Consider the following 20,929-nt stretch of genomic DNA (forward strand, 5'->3'; position numbering starts at 1 on the left):
ATCGCCAATGTGGAAAGGGCAGCTCCGCGCTTGAGCAGCATGCGGCGGGATGGGTGTTGCGGGTCAGATTGGCTCATTGTTCAGCTCCTAGATTGTGGTGTTGGGCCACATTAACTCGGATGCACATTGCCGTAAGCAATACTTTCGAAAAGTACGGAAGATCAATCGAGGGAATTGCCTAGGAAGAAGGCTCTGAGCGGAGGTGGTAAGGCTTACGTTGGTTTTTGGTTCCATTGCTCCCCAAACCCCTTTATTGGGGTAAGCTCAACACTTGCCTTAGCTGCTACAGAGTATCTACAACCCATTCTCTATTTTAGTCTATTCACTTTTTTGTTATCTCTTAGCGGCGATTTACTCAGAGCACAAGGCAAAGTCGTGGTGATGCTGCTGGTTATCTTGTTGTCGGCGGTCATGAACATCCTGTTCGATACACTCTTTATTGCCGTTTTAGATATGGGCGTGAGTGGTGCTGCGTGGGCAACGGTGGCGGGTCAATGTGTGAGTCTATTTATTGCAGCCGTCTATTTTGTCCCCAATAACCGTTTTGCCAGTAAACAGGCGCTTTTTTATTTTAGAATGGAGCAGATAAAGCTCAACCTCACTGAGATAAAAGCGATTCTTGGCTTAGGTAGCCCTATATTATTGTCATATCTTGGGATTGCCTGCGTGATCTCATCGGTAAATCATATTTTAGTCAGTCATTTAGCCAATGTAGTGCCCAATACGCCAGCGGCGAATGAGGTCGCGTACATGATCAGCGCTTATGGTTTGATCGGACGCTTTAATATCTTTATCGCCCTGCCGCTCATGGCACTTACCAGCGCAGCGCAAACGATCAGTGCCTATAACTATGGGGCGATGGCATCTTCTCGGGTGTTAGCGTGTGCTAAATGGGGAATCGTCTTGACCTGCTGTTATCTGAGTATAGTGACAATTGTATTTATGGGTTTTCCTAACTCGGTATTTCGCGTGTTCACCGATGCCCCCGCACTCATTGCCGCCTGTATTAAAATCTCGAGTGTGACGTTTATCACCCTACCTTTTGCGGGGATCACAGCTATTGCGATTGCTGTGTATCAAGGCACAAATCGCCCTAAGCTTGCATTGCTATTATCTGGGATAAAAATCTATGGTTTGTTACTGCCCCTGCTGGTCCTGTTACCTCAACTATCCTTCGCAGATATTTCATTTATCACAGGCGCATTAAACATTAATATCATGCCAAACGCTTTGACTGAGTTATGGATGGCCTTTCCAATTGCGGACATCTTAGCTTGTCTCTTGAGTTTATTGATCATCAGTATTTGGCCTTTCATTCACGTGCCGCGAGCAAATCGAGTCAGTCATGGAGGTAATGCAAAATGAAGTTAGCCAAGATGAAAGACTCAAGCGCCATCGCATTAAATGAAACCAAAGTTCGCGCTAAAAAACTGCTCAAAGCTTGTCAGCAGGATGAGCCGTTAGCCAAGCAAAGAGTCGCGACCTTAATGGCGAAGTTGGGCATCTTACACTCAGATCTCCAGCTTAAGCATTGCCAACAAGTGATTACACGTGAGCTAGGGTTTATCGATTTTCATCATTGCCAGCGAGTCCTGTCGGGTCAAGCCATACTTGGGGATGATTGGGGAAGTTTATTCCATACTAAACAATGCGACACATTACTCAATCATTGGTTTACTGGCTATTTAGCCGCGCGTGAGTTTAATGCGCAAGCTGAGGACACATTGCTACTCCCCTACAAGAAGCAGTTTTTTGTGGTGGAGCGGCGAGATTACTTCAATGCGCTGAATTTGCGGATAATTTTGCAACCGGTGGATAACGCTGGCGAACCGACAACACTCCGGGATCTGGTGAGTAGCTATGCTAATGCAAACTGGAACTCCTTTGCGCTGGCCATGGTCCAACACAAATTACCAAAAGTGTAATGATGGCTGAGATTGTCAGTGCATCATGTTGAATGAGGAAGTCTAGAGTTAAATAATACAAGCAAAGTCATCATTGCTGATGGTCTTGCTTGTGAAATATGGCTGAGGCGCTGCGTTTCGGATCAGAAACGCAAGGCTAAAATAGCTAAAATGCAAAAAGCCGCTAATTGCTTAGCGGCTTTTTTGACGAAATCTGGCGGAGGAACTGAGCTTAGAATGAGGAACCTAGGGTTCAAATTATATAAACAAAAAATCCATCATTGCTGATGGCTTTTCCGTAAAATATGGCGGAGGAGCAGGGATTTGAACCCTGGGTGGGCTATAAACCCACGCCGGTTTTCAAGACCGGTGCATTAAACCACTCTGCCACCCCTCCGAACGAGGCGCATAATATAAGTAAGTCTGTTGACTGTAAAGCACTAACTCTCAATTATGCGCCAATTGTTGCTATTACACTCAATCCGCTGGATTTTGCTTCACATCGGACATTATGCCTACCCGTGCGGGATCTGGCTTAGTGAAATGTTTGGCAAAGTCGCCCCACTCTTGTTGACTCTTAAGTATATAGCCGACCACAACTAAAATAGCGCAACATAGGATACCCCAACCAATCGCCACTTCACCAAGACTTGCCCACATAGCGACTAAGCTTGATGCACCAAAGGCAATGCTGATCTGTAAGAAGTTCTGTAATCCTGCGGCCTTAGCGGCATTCTGACTAAACTGCTGTAGCGCGCTGTTCACGACTATTGGGTAAATAGCGCCATTAGCTGCGGCCAAAATCGAGAACGAAATAAGCAGTGGGAAAATCGTGCTCGCGGGATAAATCAGCGTGAACATGATGATCGAAATAACGCAGGCTGCGAAAACCGACAACAAGATATTGAGTGTTTGATGCCCGCCAATGCGTTTTATCAGTAACTTACTCGCATAACCACCGACAATAAACATGATGGTTTGCGGGATAAAACTTAACCCAATTTCAGTCGCTTGATAACCGTGCATTTCCATCACAATCGGCCACACAGTTAAATAGGCAAAGAAAGCACCGGAACAGGCACCGAAGATCACGACGTTGCCTAAATAGCGGGTGTTTTTCAAAATTTGCCCATAAGATACTGCAGCATGTTCACTGTGTTTATGTTGACTCTTGCCTGGAACAAAGTACAAGGTCATCAATACCAGCAGAAATGCAATAACACACAAGGAGATAAAGATTGCACGCCAGCCTAATTCGTTCAGAATATAAGCGCCAAGGATCGGTGCTAATGCAGGCGATAATGCGACCAATGGCATAATGTTACTGAAAATACCTTGGGCTTTATCGGCATCATATTGTTCAACCACAATAGCTTGCCAAATAACCCCTGCACTACAGGCGCCAATGGCTTGGAAGAAGCGCGCGGTATTGAGCATGAATATAGAATCACTGTTGGCAATAAACACGCTAGCAATGGCAAATAAAACAAGGCCAAAGATCAGTGCCCAACGTTTGCCGATTTTATTGACTAACGGGCCGTAAAGCAGCTGACCTAAGGCAAGACCCGCAAGGAAACAGGTCAACGACATCGCTACCTGTGATGGTGTGCTGTTAAATGAGCCTTCAATTGCTTTGAAAGCAGGCAAATACATGTCAGTGGCAATAAAGCCAAGCATGCTCAACATGGCTAAATAGAATAGAAACATAAAGAACTTTATGTTTACAAAGGTGTTACTAGACGTTTTCATAAAATAATCGGGTCAGATTGACTAATGTGTGCAGTCTAAAGACTTGTTAAATTTATTGGAAACGTTTATTTTTGACTTGTGCTATCAATTATTTTCATTGGAATGGACGTCAGTTATGCTCTCAGAACAAGCGCTAGAACTCATTGATATTGTGGCTCGTGTAGGTAGTTTCACCGCGGCGGCGAATCGGCTGCATAAAGTGCCCTCTGCCGTGAGCTACGCGGTCAAGCAAATAGAAGAAGAACTCGGCGTCATTCTTTTTGAACGGCATCATCGCAGCGTAACGTTAACCCCTGCGGGTGAACATTTTGTGAAGCAAGCCAGAACCTTGCTCACGCAGATGGACGAGATGAAACGTGGCACTCAGCGCGTGGCAAATGGTTGGCAACCTACCTTATCCATAGCCCTTGATAATATCGTCCGTGCCGACAGGATCAGCGTATTAATTGCTGACTTTTATCGACACTTCCATGATATTGAATTAATTATTCGCATTGAGGTCTTTAACGGGGTTTGGGAAGCGCTCGCCACGGGTCGCAGTGATATTGCTATTGGTGCGACAACCGCAATTCCAGTCGGTGGTGTTTACCAATATAAAGACATGGGGGATATTGAGTGGGCGTTTCTTGTTAGTAAAAATCATCCCTTGGCCAGTATTGACCGCCCATTAAGTGACGATGAGCTGCGCCCTTTTCCCTCGATTTGTTTAGAAGATACTTCTCGGGAAATTCCAAAACGTATGACTTGGTTGCTAGAGAATCAACGCAGGTTAGTCGTACCTGATTGGATCCGTGCCATTAACTGTTTCCGCGAAGGTTTAGGCGTCGGTTATATGCCAGTGCATTTAGCGAGCGTGTTTATTAAGGCGGGTGCGCTTGTTGAAAAACAACTGGAAAATCCAAAGCAGACAAGCCCTTGTTGCTTGGCGTGGAATGCTGACAAGATGTCGCCTGCACTCGCTTGGGTGCTGGAATATCTTGGCGATACTGAAAAATTGCACAAAGAGTGGCTGGCTTAAGCTTGGTTTAAACTCAATATGCTGATCTAGTCATTGAAATCAGCATTGAGTGTGATTGTGTACCGTCTGCTTATGTACAGACTAAATTTTTACCTTCATAGTGGATGAAGACGCAGATACAAGAATCTTATTTTTTTTGCTTTGCAGTTAAAGTTGAAATAAATAATTGAGTAAAATTTTGAAGATTAACAATTTGTTATTCATGGTTCTATGACTTTCACCCGTATCTCATGTACGGTATCATTGCACCAGTTAAGTTCATTTTAGGATTTTACGGGAACTTAGTGTGCTGTAAAAAATCAAAATGATCAGTTTGGAAATGTGTCAACGGAGATCAACATGACCCAAGAAACCTTATATTCGACGAGTGCGTCAACACTGGAAGTGAACAAACTTCTTAAAAACACTTATATGCTGTTATCGATGACATTGGCCTTCTCTGCCCTGTGTGCGGGTTTGGCAATGGCATTAAATATCAGTCCGTTAGTCTCCATTGGTTTATCGATTGGTGGCTTAGTACTGTTGTTTGTCACTTTACGTAAAGCCGAGTCTGCAGCGGGTATCTTCTGGGTGTTTGCCTTTACAGGTATGGAAGGTGCTTCACTGGGCTACATGCTCAATCACTACGCGGGTATGGCAAACGGTCCACAGCTGATCATGCAAGCACTGGGGTTAACGTCAGTGATTTTCGTTGCGTTATCAGCCTATGCAGTGACCACTAAGAAAGATTTCTCTTTCCTACGTGGATTCTTGTTCGCCGGCTTGCTTGTGGTGATCGCCGCCGCTGTGATTAATATTTTTATGGGTAACAGTGTTGCCTTTATGGCAATTAACGCGGGCTTGGCGTTACTGATGACAGGTTTTATCCTGTTTGATACTAGCCGTATCGTCAATGGCGGCGAAACTAACTACATTCGCGCGACTATCTCGTTATACCTAGACTTCTTAAACCTCTTCATCGCGCTGTTGCACCTGATGGGCATAGGCAACGATGACTAATCCTAGTTAGCGATTTTTAGCTTAACTTGCGTTAGAATGGCCCTACTTTTAGGGCCATTTTTATTTTAAATGAGCAAATTTATTATCCAAGTGAACGGGCCCGCTTATGGCACGTCGGCGAGTGTTAACGCCTTACGCTTCTCCCAAGCTGCACTTTTAGCTGGGCATCAGATTATCTGTGTGTTTTTTTATCAAGATGGCGTGTATAACTCCACAGATTTAAGCTTACCCGCCTCCGATGAAAATGATGTGATCAGTGACTGGAAACAGCTGGCGCAATCCCATCAGGTCCCGTTAGTCAATTGCGTTTCTGCAGCGCTACGTCGTGGCATTGTGAGTCAGCAAGATGCCAGCGAGAATGGCCTAAGCCACTGGAATGTGGGCGAGTCATTTATCATGGGCGGTTTAGGTGAGCTAATCACAGGTATTGAATCGGCCGATCGTTTGATCAGTTTTTAACTCTCAGGGCTACTATGAAAAAATTGTGTATTCTATTTCGCTGCTCGCCACATGGTACTGTTCGTGGCCGCGAAGGTTTAGATCTTGCCCTGCTTAGCGCTAGCTTCGAACAAGAAGTGAGTTTAGTGTTTGTTGATGAAGGTGTGTTGCATTTGATTAAAGATCAACAGCCTGAGCTTATTGGTGCTAAAGATTACATCTCCACCTTTAAAGCACTGCCGCTGTATGATATTGGCTCTGTATTTGTCTGTAAGCAATCCTTAGCCGATTACGGCTTAAGCCATGGCTTACTGTCGATCCCAGTGACAGTGGTCAACGATGAAGCCATCGCAGCCCATTTAAACCAAGTGGATGAGGTCTTAGTATTCTAATGATTTTACATCATATTCAAACATCTCCCAGTCGAGATAGCGCGCTGAAACTTTGTTTACGTTACGCCTGTAAGGAAGATGCAATTTTATTATCGAGCGATGGCGTTAACGCGTTACTGCTGCGCCAGTGGGCAATGGCATTATCGCCCTTCAAGTTGATGGTCTTAAAAGACGATGTTGTCGCACGTGGCCTATCCGAACGTTTAAAGAACGTGATGCTTATCGATTACAATGAGTTTGTGGCTCAATCATTACTCCATGACAAGGTGATAACGTGGTAAATCCATTGCAATTTAATGGCGCAGAAATCGCCCGTGACCATCAAGGTTATTTAAAAAATCTTAACGATTGGCAACCCGATATGGCCCTGTTGTTAGCGGCAGAAGAGCAAATTGTACTTACGCCAGCCCATTGGGAAGTGATTAACTTTGTTCGAGATTTCTATCTCGAATATAAAACGAGCCCTGCTATCCGTGTATTAGTTAAAGCCATTGGCCAAGCCTTAGGACCAGACAAAGGCAATTCAAAATACTTATATACCCTATTCCCGATTGGACCTGCGAAACAAGCAACGAAAATCGCGGGCCTGCCCAAACCAGCTAAGTGTATTTAATGGCATAGGGTTAAGTCATCACGTAAACATGACACAAACAAAAAGGCATGTTCCCTTGGGAAACATGCCTTTCTTTTTACTTGAACAAAGTTGATAGGGTTATTTGACGTTTTCTAACACAACCCAGATGGCTTTGCCTACGGTGGCGAGCATTACAGCAAAAAATACTGCAATCACAGCGGTATAGGAAAGCCAACGGAGATAGCGCTGGCCTTTATCCATAGTATTATTTTGTGTTCCATTAGCCTATTTGAGTCAAACCGCCCATGTAAGGACGCAGAACTTCAGGGACTGTGATACTGCCATCAGCATTTTGATAGTTTTCTAAAATAGCCACTAAAGTACGACCTACAGCTAAACCTGAGCCGTTTAACGTATGCAATAGCGCAGGCTTATTGTCTGCTTTCACACGGTAACGCGCTTGCATACGACGGGCTTGGAAATCCTTCATGTTTGAGCAAGAAGAAATCTCACGATAGGTATTTTGTGCTGGTAACCAGACTTCGATATCGTAGGTTTTGCTTGAGCCAAAGCCCATATCGCCAGTACATAAAATCACTGTTCGATACGGTAAACCTAAGCGCTGCAATACAGTTTCAGCATGACCTGTCAGCGCTTCAAGTGCCGCCATTGAATCTTCAGGCTTAACAATTTGCACCATTTCAACTTTATCGAATTGGTGCTGACGGATCAGACCACGGGTATCTTTGCCGTATGAGCCCGCTTCGCTGCGGAAACATGCAGTATGCGCAGTTAACTTTATTGGCAGCTCGTCTTCATCAACAATGCTATCGCGAACTAAGTTAGTTAATGGCACTTCTGCGGTTGGGATAAGGCTCAAGCCTTGGCCTTCTTCAGTCGCAGGTTTAGTGTGGAATAAGTCTTCACCAAACTTAGGTAGCTGGCCTGTGCCGAGTAAGCTTGCCTCGTTTACCAGTAATGGCACATAGGCTTCGGTATAACCGTGCTCTGTGGTATGTAAGTCCAACATGAACTGACCAATGGCGCGGTTTAAGCGGGCGACTTGGCCTTTCATCACGATGAAACGTGAGCCAGTAATTTTAACGGCATTTTTAAAATCTAAGCCGTTTAAGCCTTCACCTAAATCGATATGATCTTTAATCGGGAAATCAAAAGTGCGTGGCGTACCCCAACGTCTCACTTCAACGTTCTCTGTTTCATCGGCACCCATTGGTACTGATTCATCAGGCAGGTTAGGCATAGACATGGCAATGGCATTGACTTCTTCAAGTACGGCGGCCAGTTCAATCTTTTTGGCATCCAACTGTGAACCTAAATCGCCCACTTGCGCCATAATCGCGTCAACATCTTCACCACGGGCTTTAGCTTGGCCAATGGATTTGGAGATGGCATTACGCGACGCTTGTAATTCTTCGGTAGCCACTTGCAGTGACTTACGCTTTTCTTCTAATTGAATGAGATGAGCTATGTCTAAAATAAAGCCACGGGTAGCCAGTCGCTCAGCGGTAACTTCTAATTCGTTGCGCAAAAATTTAGGATCTAACATGTGATATATTCTTAATAGTTAAATGCGAGAAAAAACCAGTTGTTGACCTAAGTACACCATGAATAAACATAGACTTAGATTCAACACCACATTCAAAATCGCCTTCAGCCAATCCCCTTCTTGCATCAGCAACAAGGTTTCATTAGAGAAAGTCGAAAACGTTGTCAAAGCACCTAATAGACCGATACCTATAAGCGCTTTGAGTTCAGGGCTGATATGACTCATTTGCCCCAGAGCGTAAATTACGCCCATAAAAAATGAACCTATAACATTAACCAACAGTGTACCAAAAGGAAAACTGCTGCCAAATACTTGGATCATGAATATTGAAATAAGATAGCGTAAAACTGCTCCAATTGACCCGCCGAAAGCCACTAATAAGATGTTAGTCATATCTTTTGTTCTCACTGGCTTGATCTAACTGGGCTAATTGCGCCAATTTATCTTTGATCCGCTTCTCAAACCCTCGCTCAGTCGGAAAATAAAACTGTGCTGTTTGCAGGGATTCGGGGAAATAATTTTCACCACTGGCATAGGCATTGGCTTCATCGTGGGCATATCGATACCCAGCTCCCATGCCGATGTCTTTCATTAACTGAGTCGGTGCATTGCGTAAATGGTGTGGCACTTCGACTTGCCCTGTTTCGCGAGCTAACGCACGCGCCGCCTTAAATGCGGTATACACAGCGTTGCTCTTCGGCGCGCTGGCAAGGTAAACAATGGCTTGTGCTATTGCTCGCTCACCTTCTGCGGGGCCAACACGGTGAAAACAATCCCAGGCATTCAGTGCGATAGTCATCGCTGCAGGATCGGCATTGCCCACATCTTCAGAGGCAATCGCCAGTAAGCGCCTTGCCACGTAAAGCGGATCGCCACCGCCTTCTAATATTCGACAAAACCAATACAACGCGGCATCGGGTGCTGAGCCGCGAATGGATTTATGTACAGCCGAGATTAAATCGTAAAACTGATCACCGTTCTTATCAAAACCAGCAACTTGGTGCCCCGCCACTTGAATTAACATTTCAGTGGTAAAGGTGCCACCGTCGATGAGCATATCACTCATCAACTCAATAAGATTTAACGCTTTACGGGCATCACCATCACAAAGTTGTGCCAATGTGGTGAGCACATCGGTTGGCATTACAAATTGTCGTAGGCCTAAACCGCGCTCGTTATCGTTTAAGGCTTGAGTCACTATATGGGCGATTTCATCATGGCTTAAGCGCTTGATAAGATAGACCCTTGCCCGCGAGAGTAAGGCATTATTGATTTCAAAAGACGGATTTTCTGTGGTCGCGCCGATAAAGATCACTGTGCCATCTTCAATAAATGGCAGAAAGGCATCTTGCTGACTCTTATTGAATCGGTGGACTTCATCGACAAACAATAAGGTACGTTGGCCACGGGATTCTGCAACGGCTTTTGCTTGCTCAATCGCGGCGCGAATGTCCTTAACGCCAGAAGTGACCGCTGAAATGCGTTCAACGTGAGCATTTGAATAATGTGCGATTAATTCGGCTAAGGTTGTTTTACCTGTGCCCGGCGGTCCCCACAACATCATAGAATGGGCGCGCCCTGCTTCCAATGCTTTACGTAGTGGTTGGCCCTCACCCAGTAAATGGGCTTGACCTATGTACTCGCCAATCGTTCTTGGCCGCATGCGCGCGGCCAAGGGACGAAAATCGGGCGCAAAATTAAACGATAAACTGCTCACGCGATAGCCTAATGCGCTGCTTTACGACGTTGATCATCAACATCGACGCTGTCTGGGATCACAAAGGTGAACAAGGCTTTGTCTTTATTTGTGATGGCTTGCTGATTGCTTAAATCAAACAGGCTTAAATTACCTTTATCATCGGCAACATTAAAGTTGACTAACAGGGCATTTTTGAAACACACATTGACGGACAATATGCCCGAATCAATCGCCTTAGGTTTGATCTCATAGCAATCTTGTTTCTTGGACACTGAATACTGTGACCAAGTCGCATCGTCGCGGTGGACGAGCAATGCGATGGGAGATGCATTGATTGCTTCAGCAAAATCCATGATGACCACCTCTTCGGCGAAAGGATTGTAGATCCACAAATCTTTACCATCAGCGACAATCTGCGATTCATCGGGCTGGGTTAAATGCCAATAAAATTGATTCGGATACGCTAAGGCAAAAATGCCAGACCCTGTTTGAATAACCTTTTTATTGACATCTGTTACGGTTTGTTTGAAATCGGCTTTTAGTGACGCGGTACCAATCAATTTTTCCCTGAGCTGCTGCGCATCATCGGCAAACACAGCCGCGCTAAATAGCAAAGGTGAAGCTAACAACACAGCGCATAATCGTTTTTTCATTTTATTCCTTACCCTGTAAAACCCTTGGGTGTATCAAAGCTACGCCTTAGCGCGGCTTAATAATGTTTTGGTGCTGGCGGTGCTAAGACTTCACGGTTACCGTTGTGGCCTTGAGCAGAAACAATACCTTGTGCTTCCATCTGTTCAATAATGCGGGCTGCACGGTTATAACCAATCTTAAATTTACGCTGTACGCTTGAAATCGAGCCGCGACGAGTTTCAGTCACAAAGGCGACTGCTTCATCGTATAACGGATCGTATTCTTCGTCTGATTCAGCGGTTTCACCAGGCAATAATACTTGTTCACCATCACTGGCACCGTTGAGGATTTCTTCGATATATTGCGGTTTGCCACGGGCGCACCAATCGGCAACGACACGGTGAACTTCATGATCATCAACGAACGCACCATGAACACGATTCGGTACCGCGGTACCCGGTGGCAAAAATAACATGTCACCCATACCAAGCAAGGTTTCGGCACCCTGTTGATCTAAAATGGTGCGCGAATCGATACGCGATGACACTTGGAACGCCATACGTGTGGGAATGTTGGCCTTAATCAAACCAGTGATCACATCCACTGACGGTCTTTGGGTTGCAAGAATTAAATGTATGCCTGCGGCACGCGCTTTTTGGGCAATACGGGCAATCAACTCTTCAACTTTTTTACCAACAATCATCATCATGTCAGCAAATTCATCGACCACGACAACAATCGATGGGAGCTTATCTAACGCAGGCGCTTCTGGCTCCATGCTGTCAGAAGACTTCCACATAGGATCTAAAATCACTTCGCCATTGGCCTTCGCCTCGGCAATTTTAGCGTTATAGCCCTTGATGTTACGTACACCCATCATAGACATCAGCTTGTAGCGACGTTCCATCTCGCCGACACACCAACGCAGCGCATTGGCAGCTTCTTTCATGTCGGTCACCACTTCACATAGCAAATGCGGAATGCCTTCATATACAGACAATTCCAACATTTTGGGGTCGATCATGATAAAGCGTACATCTTCTGGGCCAGACTTATACAGTAAGCTGGTGATCATCACGTTTACACCCACAGACTTACCAGAGCCTGTAGTACCGGCTACCAATAAATGTGGCATTTTACCAAGATCAACAACAACGGGGTCACCAGCAATATCTTGGCCTAACACCATAGTTAAGTTGGATTTACTCTCAGTAAAGGCGGCACAATCTAACACATCGCGCATGAACACGGTTTCGCGGAATTTATTGGGTAATTCGAGTCCGACATAAGCCTTACCCGGAATAACTTCAACCACGCGCACACTTTCAGCCAGCAATGAACGAGCTAAATCCTTTGATAGATTAGAGATTTTTGACGCTTTAACGCCTGGCGCTAATTCTAATTCAAAGCGTGTGATCACAGGGCCTGGATACACTCCCACTACATTGGCGATGATGTTGAAATCGGCCAATTTAAGCTCAACAAGGCGGGCGACTTGATCCAATTCCTCTGGGCTGATCGGATTCTTCTTACGGTCAGGTATGTCGAGCAAGTTAATACTCGGCAGAGGATCCATCGGTTTTTTCGGTGCGGGTTTGTCTTCTTGTCCTGGCAACACCACAATGCCATCGACAATTTTAGCTTTTTGATCTTGCTTATTACGCTGCGCTTGATTCACTGCACCTGTTGACACTTTGGTATCAAAATCAATGACGTCATCATCGCTAAAACCGAGACTTTCATCGTCTTCATCTTCTGTAAATGCTTGACTGCTAAACACAGGCTCATTGTCATCATGATCGAATGAATGCGAATTAAAATCGGCACTGCCTTGCTCATCGGCATTTGAATGCTGAGGTTCAGCTAACCAAGGTGGCGCTTCAAAATTGCCATGGGCGGCCAAATCATCATTATCGATTTGTGGCTCAACCCGTTGTGCACTCTTACTTTTACTGCCATTCAAGCTCAGAATTTTTGCAAGCGCCGATAGTTTGTTTTTTGGCGACGAATTATTCTCAGTTTCAGTAATAATACCTTCTGGTTCAATGACCATATCATCAGTGGCAGCATATAGCGTTGGGGTTATCTCAGCTCTACGACCAATATGACGCTCACGCACCTTAGGCTTTTCAACTATGGGGGGCTTTTCTAGCACGTACTGGGATTCACGGCGCTGTTTAAACTTATCCACCACGGACATAAAACCACGGGTATCCTCGGTTTCATGCTCACGCTTCATCGCTTGCGGCAATAATTTTAACTTTTTATAAATCCAAATAGAGACTAAGCCGATTTTCTCGACCACAGTCAGCCAGCTAATCCCAGTCAACAGCGTAAAGCCTGAGCCCAAGAAACACAGCAGTAATAAGGTAGTGCCGAGTTTATTAAAATACGGCAACATGGCTTGGCCTATGACATCACCCGCCACTCCGCCTGCCGAAAACTCGTAGATGTTGTTGGCATTCATGCTCGCCAAAGCAGAAAATCCCAGAATGATCAGTAAAAATCCAATCAATCTCAGGGCCACTGAAAAGTAATCAATTTCAAGTAAATGATGGGCACGTTTGAACAATAACCAACCCGTCGATGCGACAATGATTGGCATGATATAAGCCGTAACGCCGAAGAAATATAACAGAATATCGGCAATCCAAGCCCCTACTGCTCCGGTCCAGTTTTTAATATCGCCTTGAAAATGCGACTGACTCCAACCAGGATCAGACGGACTAAAACTCGTCAATGCGAGCAAAATATAAGTGGCGAGAACACAACAAATGATGAGTCCGCCTTCCAGCAGACGTTGCAGGCCAGTGAGCGTGCGTACACTATTTCCTTGAGACAAACGACGTAATCCATAAAAGTGAAAACAGGTGGGCTAACGATACCAGAATCCCACTAAATGTGGAGCACATTAGCCTGTTTTTCTATACAGAATTGGTCATGATTGGCAAAATTTAGTCTATTGAGGTGTTTTAGTGTGCTTTTGGGGAGGAATGAGTTATTACACAAACACTTCCGTTAACAAATTTGTTTAAAAATGCCACAAAAGAAGCCCCTAAGTTCGTAAACTTAAGGGCAATACAAGGCTAATAGCAATAGGCGTTAAATGAGATGGATATATCGACGTTACTGATAAATAAGGGGCCTAAGCCCCTTATTGTAAAACCAAACAATCAGGGTAATTAGATATCTGAGAGTAGATGATTTATCGCTACACGACTGGTGTGCTTAACTTCTTCCATCACAACATAAGTACGCGTGTCGGAAACAGAAGGTAATTTCAATAAAGTTTCACCTAACAAGCGACGATAAGCCGACATATCTGAAACACGAGTTTTCAGTAAGTAGTCAAAATCGCCTGAAACCAGATGACATTCTTGAATATCATCGAGTAGTTGCACTGCACGGTTAAACTTATCAAACACTTCGGGAGTATCACGGCTTAATGTGATTTCCACGAATACCAGTAGGGATGCACCCAAGAAATGAGGATTCACCAATGCGGTATAGCCATTGATGTAACCTTGCTTTTCGAGACGTTTTACTCTTTCTAAACAGGGAGTTGGACTTAGTCCGACTCTTTTTGACAATTCCACATTTGAAATGCGGCCATCAAGTTGTAGTTCATTAAGAATGTTGCGATCGATGCGATCCAAGTCTTTTACAGGACTCTTTTTATTATATGCCATTTATTTAACCTTGCTTTATCACTAAAACAACATTTTATTCTACGTATGCCGAAAGTTCAGCAGCATAAACTGCGTCGCCGATACTATACTAGATATCCCTGAATTAATCACGTTCAGGTCACGATAAAATAACAATTATGCCCATTAAAAGTGGGATTTCAGGCAATTGAGGCTCAGAGATGATTATTGGTGTTCCCAAGGAAATTAAAAACCACGAATATCGTGTCGGTATGGTTCCTTCTAGTGTTCGCGAGTTGGCGATCAAAGGTCACGACGTTTTTGTTGAAACAAATGCAGGCATAGGTATTGGTTTTTCAGATCAAGATTATATTGATGCTGGCGCCACAATTTTAGCGACTGCTGCTGAAGTTTTTGCTAAAGCGCAGATGATTGTAAAAGTAAAAGAGCCTCAAGCAGTTGAACGCGCTATGTTGCGTCACGATCAGATTTTATTTACTTATCTGCATCTTGCTCCAGATTTACCGCAAACTGAAGATTTAATCAAAAGTGGTGCCGTATGTATCGCTTATGAAACTGTGACAGACGATCGTGGTGGCCTGCCTTTGCTTGCTCCTATGTCTGAAGTCGCTGGTCGTATGTCAATCCAAGCTGGTGCTATGGCATTAGAGAAATCTTCTGGTGGCCGCGGTATGTTATTGGGCGGCGTACCGGGGGTTGAGCCTGCTAAAGTCGTCATTATTGGCGGCGGTATGGTTGGTACTAATGCAGCACAAGTGGCAGTTGGTATGGGTGCTGATGTTGTTGTGCTTGATCGCAGTATTGATGCTCTACGTCGTTTAAATGTGCAATTCGGTTCTGCTGTAAAAGCCATTTACTCAACTGCGGATGCAATTGAACGTCATGTTATTGAAGCCGATCTTGTGATCGGTGGTGTACTAATTCCAGGTGCTGCGGCGCCCAAATTGGTTACTCGTAGCATGATTTCACGTATGAAGCCTGGCAGCGCTATCGTTGACGTGGCGATCGATCAAGGCGGTTGTGTTGAAACTTCACATGCCACTACTCACCAAGATCCTACCTATATCGTTGATGATGTTGTGCATTACTGTGTTGCAAATATGCCTGGTGCGGTCGCTCGTACTTCAACATTTGCGCTTAACAATGCAACTTTACCGTACATTCTCAAGTTAGCAAATTTAGGCTATAAAGAAGCGCTGTTGCAAGACAAGCATTTTCTTAATGGCTTAAACGTCATGCACGGTAAAGTGGTGTGTAAGGAAGTGGCTCACGCCTTAAACTTAGCGTTCACATCTCCTGCGACACTATTAGTATAAGTTTTTAATTAACTTAACTTTTTATGTGGATTTAAGCTGGCTTTACTTAGTATGTAATTCAAATCGGTCTCGATACTATTGAGGCCGATTTTTTATTGGGTAGAAATAGGCTTCACTACGATCGTACCATCATATTCATACAAGCTCATCCCGTGCTTCATTTCGTGGTTCACACTTAAGCTATTTATGTTCTCACAGTAAAGTAAAACTGACACTCTCCATACTAAAACGGATGGACTCGATTAGTGCAATCTAAAAGAATCGCCCTCCAACACTTTACCCCCACAGGTAAATTCCCTACAATCCTTGCAATTTGCTAAAGGCACGGAGATAAAAATGAGCCAGGTCAGACATTGTAACTTATTGATTTTGGGTTCAGGCCCAGCAGGATATACCGCAGCCGTTTATGCTGCGCGTGCGAATTTAAAACCTGTGATGATCACAGGTATGCAGCAAGGTGGTCAATTAACCACGACGACTGAAGTTGAAAACTGGCCAGGCGATGCTGACGACTTAACGGGTCCAGCCTTGATGGAACGTATGCAGAAGCATGCTGAAAAGTTCGATACTGAAATCTTGTTCGATCATATCAACGAAGTGACCCTTACCGAGCGCCCTTTCCGTTTGAAAGGCGATAACGGCGAGTACACCTGTGATGCGCTGATCATCGCAACTGGTGCATCTGCCCGCTACTTAGGGTTAGAGTCAGAAGAAGCTTTCAAAGGTCGCGGTGTATCAGCCTGTGCAACCTGTGATGGCTTCTTCTATCGCAATCAAAAAGTCGCAGTGATCGGTGGCGGCAACACCGCCGTTGAAGAAGCACTGTACTTAAGCAATATTGCTGCTGAAGTTCACCTCATCCATCGCCGTGACACCTTCCGCTCAGAAAAAATCTTGATCGACCGTCTGATGGACAAAGTCGCCAATGGCAACATCATCCTTCACTTAGATCAAACCATGGATGAAGTGGTTGGTGATGCCATGGGTGTGACAGGTCTAAAGATGAAGAGCACTAAAGATGGTTCGATCACTGACTTATCCGTTGCTGGCGTGTTCGTCGCTATTGGTCACAGCCCTAATACCGGTATTTTTGAAGGCCAGTTGGAAATGAACCACGGTTATTTAAAAGTTCAGAGTGGCTTGCAAGGTAACGCCACGCAAACCAGTATCGAAGGTGTTTATGCCTGTGGTGATGTGATGGACCAACATTATCGTCAAGCTATTACTTCTGCCGGTACAGGCTGTATGGCCGCACTCGATGCAGAGCGTTATTTAGACGCTAAAAAGTAACTAGACTCGATTTTTCAACGAATAGCAGGCTTAGCCTGCTATTTTTTTAGGTCAAAATCGTTAAGCAATAGCAAAATTTTTTGCAGGCTGTGCCAATTAATATTGTTCACGCACGCACATTTCTTTCCTTTGCGATTCTTAATTCCGCACCACTTAGATAGTACTTATATAAGTTCTTAGGTAAGTAAAATTATTTCGTTAAGCCAAAAATGGCGCACAAAAAAAGGGACCAAATGGTCCCTTCTCTACAGCAACAAACTAATTTCTTAGTTTAACGCTTCTTTTGCTTTTTCAACTAAAGTTGCAAATACAACTTTATCGAATACAGCGATGTCAGCCAAAATCTTACGATCGATTTCGATAGACGCCTTTTTCAGACCGTTGATGAAACGGCTGTAAGACAGACCATTTTGACGAGCAGCAGCATTAATACGTGCAATCCAAAGTTGACGGAATTGACGTTTTTTCTGACGACGGTCACGGTAAGCATATTGACCAGCTTTAGTTACTGCTTGAACAGCAACACGGTAAGTACGGCTACGAGCGCCATAATAACCTTTAGCTAGTTTTAAAACTTTCTTGTGACGAGCACGAGCGGTTACACCACGCTTAACTCTTGGCATTTTCTAATCTCCTAAATTAAGCGTAAGGTAATTGACGCGCGATTGCTGGAACGTCAGCTTTTGATACTAAACATTTGGCACGTAAGTGACGTTTACGTTTAGTGCTTTTTTTCGTCAAAATGTGACGTAAGTGTGCTTGCTTGCGCTTGAAACCATTAGCGGTTTTCTTAAAACGCTTCGCTACACCCTTGTCTGTTTTCATTTTAGGCATTTCTAAAACTCCGCATTGGGATGTTTAATAAAAAGCAAGGCGAGCAAAGGCCATAGACCTTTGCTACTTTAAGTTTTGCCCTACTTATTTCTTTTTAGGCGCTAGCACCATAATTGCTTGTCGGCCTTCCATTTTCGGGAAAGATTCAACAACCGCATACTCGTCCAAATCAGCCTTGATACGGTTCAATAGATCCATACCTAGGTTTTGGTGTGCCATTTCGCGACCTCGGAAACGAAGCGTAATCTTCGCTTTGTCCCCGTCTTCCAGAAAACGTATCAGGTTGCGTAGTTTTACCTGATAGTCGTTTTCGTCAGTTCCAGGACGGAATTTAATTTCCTTGACCTGAACCTGCTTTTGCTTCTTCTTTTGTTCCTTGGCTGACTTAGCCTTATCAAAAAGGAACTTACCGTAGTCCATAATGCGACATACTGGAGGTTCAGCATTTGGGCTGATTTCTACTAGGTCTACACCTGCTTCATCTGCCAAATTCTGAGCATCTCTGATGCTTACCACACCAATAGCTTCACCATCAATGCCTGTTAAGCGTACTTCTGGTACACCTGTGATTTCTTCATTGATTCTATTAGGGGCCGGCTGACGCCCTGCTGTTTTTTTGATCTTTATGACCTATTCCTCCAACAATTTGAGACTACGGAGCGAAATCTGTTGATGGATTTTAGTGGCGAAATCTTCAAGTCGCATCTTACCTAAATCGATACCATCACGGGTACGCACCGCTACTTCCTTATTTTCCATTTCTTGATCGCCAACGACCAACAAATAAGGGACACGCCTTAAGGTGTGCTCGCGTATTTTAAAGCCTATTTTCTCATTCCTCAAGTCAAAAGACGCTCGAATACCTTGTTCTTTGAAGAATTTTACGACTTCTTCAACATAATCAGCCTGTTTATCGGTGATATTCATCACGACAACTTGCATTGGGGCTAACCAAGTTGGGAAACGTCCTGCATATTCTTCTATCAAGATACCCAAGAATCGTTCCAAAGAGCCTAAAATAGCACGATGGATCATCACTGGGGTCTGACGGCTGTTATCTTCGGCAACGTAAGTTGCACCAAGACGGCTTGGCAACGCATAATCGAGCTGCACAGTACCACATTGCCACGCTCGGTCCAAACAATCGTGTAAAGTAAATTCGATTTTGGGTCCGTAGAACGCGCCTTCGCCTGGCAAAATAGTGAATTCAATATTATTGGCACGCAGAGCTTGCTTAAGTGCTTCTTCCGCTCTGTCCCACATCGCATCGTCACCGATACGTTTCTCTGGGCGAGTCGACAGTTTTACTACGATATTTTCAAAGCCGAAGGTAGCGTAAGTATCGTAAACCATCTGGATACAGGCACTCACTTCCTCTTGAACTTGGCTGTCAGTACAGAAAATATGGGCGTCATCTTGCGTAAAGCCACGTACACGCATTAATCCGTGTAACGAGCCTGAAGGTTCATTACGGTGACAGCAACCAAATTCCGCCATACGCAATGGTAGATCACGGTAAGATTTCAGCCCTTGGTTGAAGATCTGCACGTGGCCAGGGCAGTTCATTGGTTTGATAGCGTATTCGCGGTTTTCGCTGCTGGTCGTGAACATGGCTTCTGAGTATTTATCCCAGTGACCAGAACGTTCCCACAACACGCGGTCCATCATTAATGGACCTTTCACTTCTTGGTAAGTGTATTGGTTTAGCTTACGGCGAATGAATCTTTCTAATTCGAGGAAGATGCTCCAACCGTCGTTATGCCAAAACACCATACCCGGCGCTTCTTCTTGCATGTGATACAAGTCGAGCTGCTTACCGATTTTACGGTGGTCACGCTTAGCCGCTTCTTCAAGACGGGTTAAGTGTGTGCTCAGGGCTTTTTTGTCGGCCCAAGCGGTACCATAGATACGTTGCAACATCTTGTTTTCTGAGTTGCCACGCCAATAAGCGCCGGCAATGCTCATTAATTTAAAATGCTGGCAGAAACGCATGTTAGGTACGTGCGGTCCACGACACATGTCAGTGTATTCTTCGTGATGATACAGCGCAGGCGTCGCGTCTTTGCTGATGTTCTCATCCAGAATGGCAATCTTATAATCTTCACCGCGCGCAGCGAATGTATCACGGGCTTCTTGCCAGCTAACGACACGTTTTACTACGTCATAGTTGGTTTTTGCCAGTTGAAGCATGCGCTTTTCTAATGCGTCGATGTCATCTTGAGTCAACTTGTGCTCAAGGTCGATATCATAGTAGAAGCCATTATCGATAACAGGACCAATCGCCATCTTGGTTTCTGGCCACATTTGCTTAATCGCGTGACCTAATAAATGCGCGCAAGAATGGCGAAGAATTTCAACACCTTCTTCGTCTTTGGCGGTAATGATTGATAGCTCAGCATCGGTTTCAATGAGATCGCAAGCATCTTTTAATTCGCCATTAACGCGGCCAGCGATACAAGCTTTCGCTAAACCAGGGCCAATATCGGCGGCAACATCGAGGGTCGATACAGCATGAGCAAACTCGCGTTTGCTACCATCGGGAAGTGTAATTACAGGCATGAAATGTCCTTTCCAGTGGTGACCCACACGTAGGGCCACTTGGTTTTAGTTAATGTAAGAGAAATGCTCGCTAGGTTAAGACAGTACAGGAGTCTTAGCCGCCTTGCGTAGCAGGGCGTTTATTCTAAGGGATTGTAGCTAAAAGGCGCAAGCATATTGACCAGAATTGGGATTGGAAACAAAAAGCAAATTCATGATTTTGCAGTGTCTTGGTAACTTCTTGGTCATCTAACTCCCCTATTCTAGCGCCAGTTTATTGGGCATCACTGAAAACATGACAAGGGAGTTG

Annotated in this window: 22 protein-coding genes and 1 tRNA gene; 10 read left to right on the forward strand and 13 right to left on the reverse strand. The window is 44.6% G+C overall.

Going from position 1 to position 20,929, the window contains the following annotated elements; genetic code table 11:
* Positions 1 to 330: 330 nt before the first annotated feature.
* Together L5M38_RS20605 and L5M38_RS20610 are read left to right on the forward strand one after the other, a co-directional pair.
* On the forward strand, positions 331 to 1,365 hold the full coding sequence (locus L5M38_RS20605) for an MATE family efflux transporter (RefSeq protein ID WP_263180196.1): 1,035 nt from the start codon (positions 331 to 333) through the stop codon (positions 1,363 to 1,365).
* Entirely contained in the window at positions 1,362 to 1,925 is a 564-nt protein-coding gene (locus L5M38_RS20610) for a hypothetical protein (RefSeq protein WP_113940471.1), read from the forward strand. Before L5M38_RS20605 ends, L5M38_RS20610 begins: the two co-directional genes overlap by 4 nt.
* A gap of 285 nt (positions 1,926 to 2,210) precedes the next feature.
* On the opposite strand, the gene L5M38_RS20615 is transcribed toward L5M38_RS20610, so the two are convergent.
* Positions 2,211 to 2,301, reverse strand: a tRNA-Ser gene (locus tag L5M38_RS20615).
* Between the two features lie 80 nt (positions 2,302 to 2,381).
* A complete protein-coding gene (punC, locus tag L5M38_RS20620) occupies positions 2,382 to 3,653 on the reverse strand; it encodes a purine nucleoside transporter PunC (RefSeq protein ID WP_263180198.1) in 1,272 nt (423 codons plus the stop codon).
* A 115-nt stretch (positions 3,654 to 3,768) separates the two neighbouring features.
* Between punC and punR the strand changes: the two genes are divergently transcribed.
* The 6 genes from punR (at position 3,769) to L5M38_RS20650 (ending at position 7,113) form a co-directional block, all read left to right on the forward strand.
* On the forward strand, positions 3,769 to 4,671 hold the full coding sequence (punR, locus tag L5M38_RS20625; RefSeq protein ID WP_028759950.1) for a DNA-binding transcriptional activator PunR: 903 nt from the start codon (positions 3,769 to 3,771) through the stop codon (positions 4,669 to 4,671).
* Between the two features lie 339 nt (positions 4,672 to 5,010).
* On the forward strand, positions 5,011 to 5,670 hold the full coding sequence (locus tag L5M38_RS20630; protein ID WP_263180199.1) for a Bax inhibitor-1/YccA family protein: 660 nt from the start codon (positions 5,011 to 5,013) through the stop codon (positions 5,668 to 5,670).
* A 69-nt stretch (positions 5,671 to 5,739) separates the two neighbouring features.
* Positions 5,740 to 6,129: a sulfurtransferase complex subunit TusD gene (gene tusD / locus L5M38_RS20635; RefSeq protein WP_028759948.1), complete on the forward strand. Its 390-nt coding sequence runs from the start codon at positions 5,740 to 5,742 to the stop codon at positions 6,127 to 6,129.
* A gap of 14 nt (positions 6,130 to 6,143) precedes the next feature.
* Entirely contained in the window at positions 6,144 to 6,500 is a 357-nt protein-coding gene (gene tusC / locus L5M38_RS20640) for a sulfurtransferase complex subunit TusC (protein WP_028759947.1), read from the forward strand.
* Complete coding sequence (tusB, locus tag L5M38_RS20645; RefSeq protein WP_105252497.1) at positions 6,500 to 6,781, forward strand: sulfurtransferase complex subunit TusB; 282 nt, start codon at positions 6,500 to 6,502, stop codon at positions 6,779 to 6,781. The genes tusC and tusB overlap by 1 nt, the downstream gene beginning before the upstream one ends.
* On the forward strand, positions 6,775 to 7,113 hold the full coding sequence (locus tag L5M38_RS20650; protein ID WP_105252498.1) for a TusE/DsrC/DsvC family sulfur relay protein: 339 nt from the start codon (positions 6,775 to 6,777) through the stop codon (positions 7,111 to 7,113). The genes tusB and L5M38_RS20650 overlap by 7 nt, the downstream gene beginning before the upstream one ends.
* Positions 7,114 to 7,212: 99 nt before the next feature.
* Here the strand turns inward: L5M38_RS20650 and L5M38_RS20655 are convergent, their stop codons facing one another.
* From L5M38_RS20655 to lrp, 7 genes are all read right to left on the reverse strand, one after another.
* Positions 7,213 to 7,335, reverse strand: coding sequence for a hypothetical protein (locus L5M38_RS20655; RefSeq protein ID WP_028759944.1), 123 nt, complete (start codon positions 7,333 to 7,335; stop codon positions 7,213 to 7,215).
* A gap of 19 nt (positions 7,336 to 7,354) precedes the next feature.
* Positions 7,355 to 8,641, reverse strand: coding sequence for a serine--tRNA ligase (gene serS / locus L5M38_RS20660; RefSeq protein WP_028759943.1), 1,287 nt, complete (start codon positions 8,639 to 8,641; stop codon positions 7,355 to 7,357).
* 18 nt (positions 8,642 to 8,659) lie between these two features.
* Entirely contained in the window at positions 8,660 to 9,034 is a 375-nt protein-coding gene (gene crcB / locus L5M38_RS20665) for a fluoride efflux transporter CrcB (RefSeq protein ID WP_028759942.1), read from the reverse strand.
* Complete coding sequence (locus L5M38_RS20670; protein WP_198573993.1) at positions 9,027 to 10,358, reverse strand: replication-associated recombination protein A; 1,332 nt, start codon at positions 10,356 to 10,358, stop codon at positions 9,027 to 9,029. Before L5M38_RS20670 ends, crcB begins: the two co-directional genes overlap by 8 nt.
* Positions 10,359 to 10,366: 8 nt before the next feature.
* Complete coding sequence (gene lolA / locus L5M38_RS20675) at positions 10,367 to 10,993, reverse strand: outer membrane lipoprotein chaperone LolA (RefSeq protein WP_198573992.1); 627 nt, start codon at positions 10,991 to 10,993, stop codon at positions 10,367 to 10,369.
* A 56-nt stretch (positions 10,994 to 11,049) separates the two neighbouring features.
* Positions 11,050 to 13,815: a DNA translocase FtsK gene (locus L5M38_RS20680; RefSeq protein ID WP_028759939.1), complete on the reverse strand. Its 2,766-nt coding sequence runs from the start codon at positions 13,813 to 13,815 to the stop codon at positions 11,050 to 11,052.
* Positions 13,816 to 14,155: 340 nt separating this feature from the next.
* Positions 14,156 to 14,662, reverse strand: coding sequence for a leucine-responsive transcriptional regulator Lrp (gene lrp, locus L5M38_RS20685; protein WP_006081649.1), 507 nt, complete (start codon positions 14,660 to 14,662; stop codon positions 14,156 to 14,158).
* A 179-nt stretch (positions 14,663 to 14,841) separates the two neighbouring features.
* Here lrp and ald point away from each other — a divergent pair, with 179 nt between their 5' ends.
* Positions 14,842 to 15,957, forward strand: a complete 1,116-nt coding sequence (ald, locus tag L5M38_RS20690) for an alanine dehydrogenase (RefSeq protein ID WP_028759938.1) — start codon at positions 14,842 to 14,844, stop codon at positions 15,955 to 15,957.
* A 336-nt stretch (positions 15,958 to 16,293) separates the two neighbouring features.
* Positions 16,294 to 17,247: a thioredoxin-disulfide reductase gene (trxB, locus tag L5M38_RS20695; protein WP_219234163.1), complete on the forward strand. Its 954-nt coding sequence runs from the start codon at positions 16,294 to 16,296 to the stop codon at positions 17,245 to 17,247.
* Positions 17,248 to 17,513: 266 nt separating this feature from the next.
* Here trxB and rplT read toward each other — a convergent pair whose 3' ends face one another.
* The 4 genes from rplT to thrS form a co-directional block, all read right to left on the reverse strand.
* Positions 17,514 to 17,870, reverse strand: a complete 357-nt coding sequence (rplT, locus tag L5M38_RS20700) for a 50S ribosomal protein L20 (protein ID WP_006081652.1) — start codon at positions 17,868 to 17,870, stop codon at positions 17,514 to 17,516.
* A gap of 16 nt (positions 17,871 to 17,886) precedes the next feature.
* Positions 17,887 to 18,081: a 50S ribosomal protein L35 gene (gene rpmI, locus L5M38_RS20705; RefSeq protein ID WP_006081653.1), complete on the reverse strand. Its 195-nt coding sequence runs from the start codon at positions 18,079 to 18,081 to the stop codon at positions 17,887 to 17,889.
* Positions 18,082 to 18,165: 84 nt separating this feature from the next.
* On the reverse strand, positions 18,166 to 18,708 hold the full coding sequence (infC, locus tag L5M38_RS20710) for a translation initiation factor IF-3 (protein ID WP_012089240.1): 543 nt from the start codon (positions 18,706 to 18,708) through the stop codon (positions 18,166 to 18,168).
* A gap of 3 nt (positions 18,709 to 18,711) precedes the next feature.
* Positions 18,712 to 20,640 carry a threonine--tRNA ligase gene (thrS, locus tag L5M38_RS20715; protein ID WP_028759936.1) on the reverse strand — a complete coding sequence of 643 codons (1,929 nt, stop codon included), beginning with the start codon at positions 20,638 to 20,640 and terminating at the stop codon, positions 18,712 to 18,714.
* Positions 20,641 to 20,929 lie beyond the last annotated feature (289 nt).

The organism is Shewanella sp. SM101 (assembly GCF_025654465.1).
GTDB lineage: Bacteria > Pseudomonadota > Gammaproteobacteria > Enterobacterales > Shewanellaceae > Shewanella > Shewanella oncorhynchi.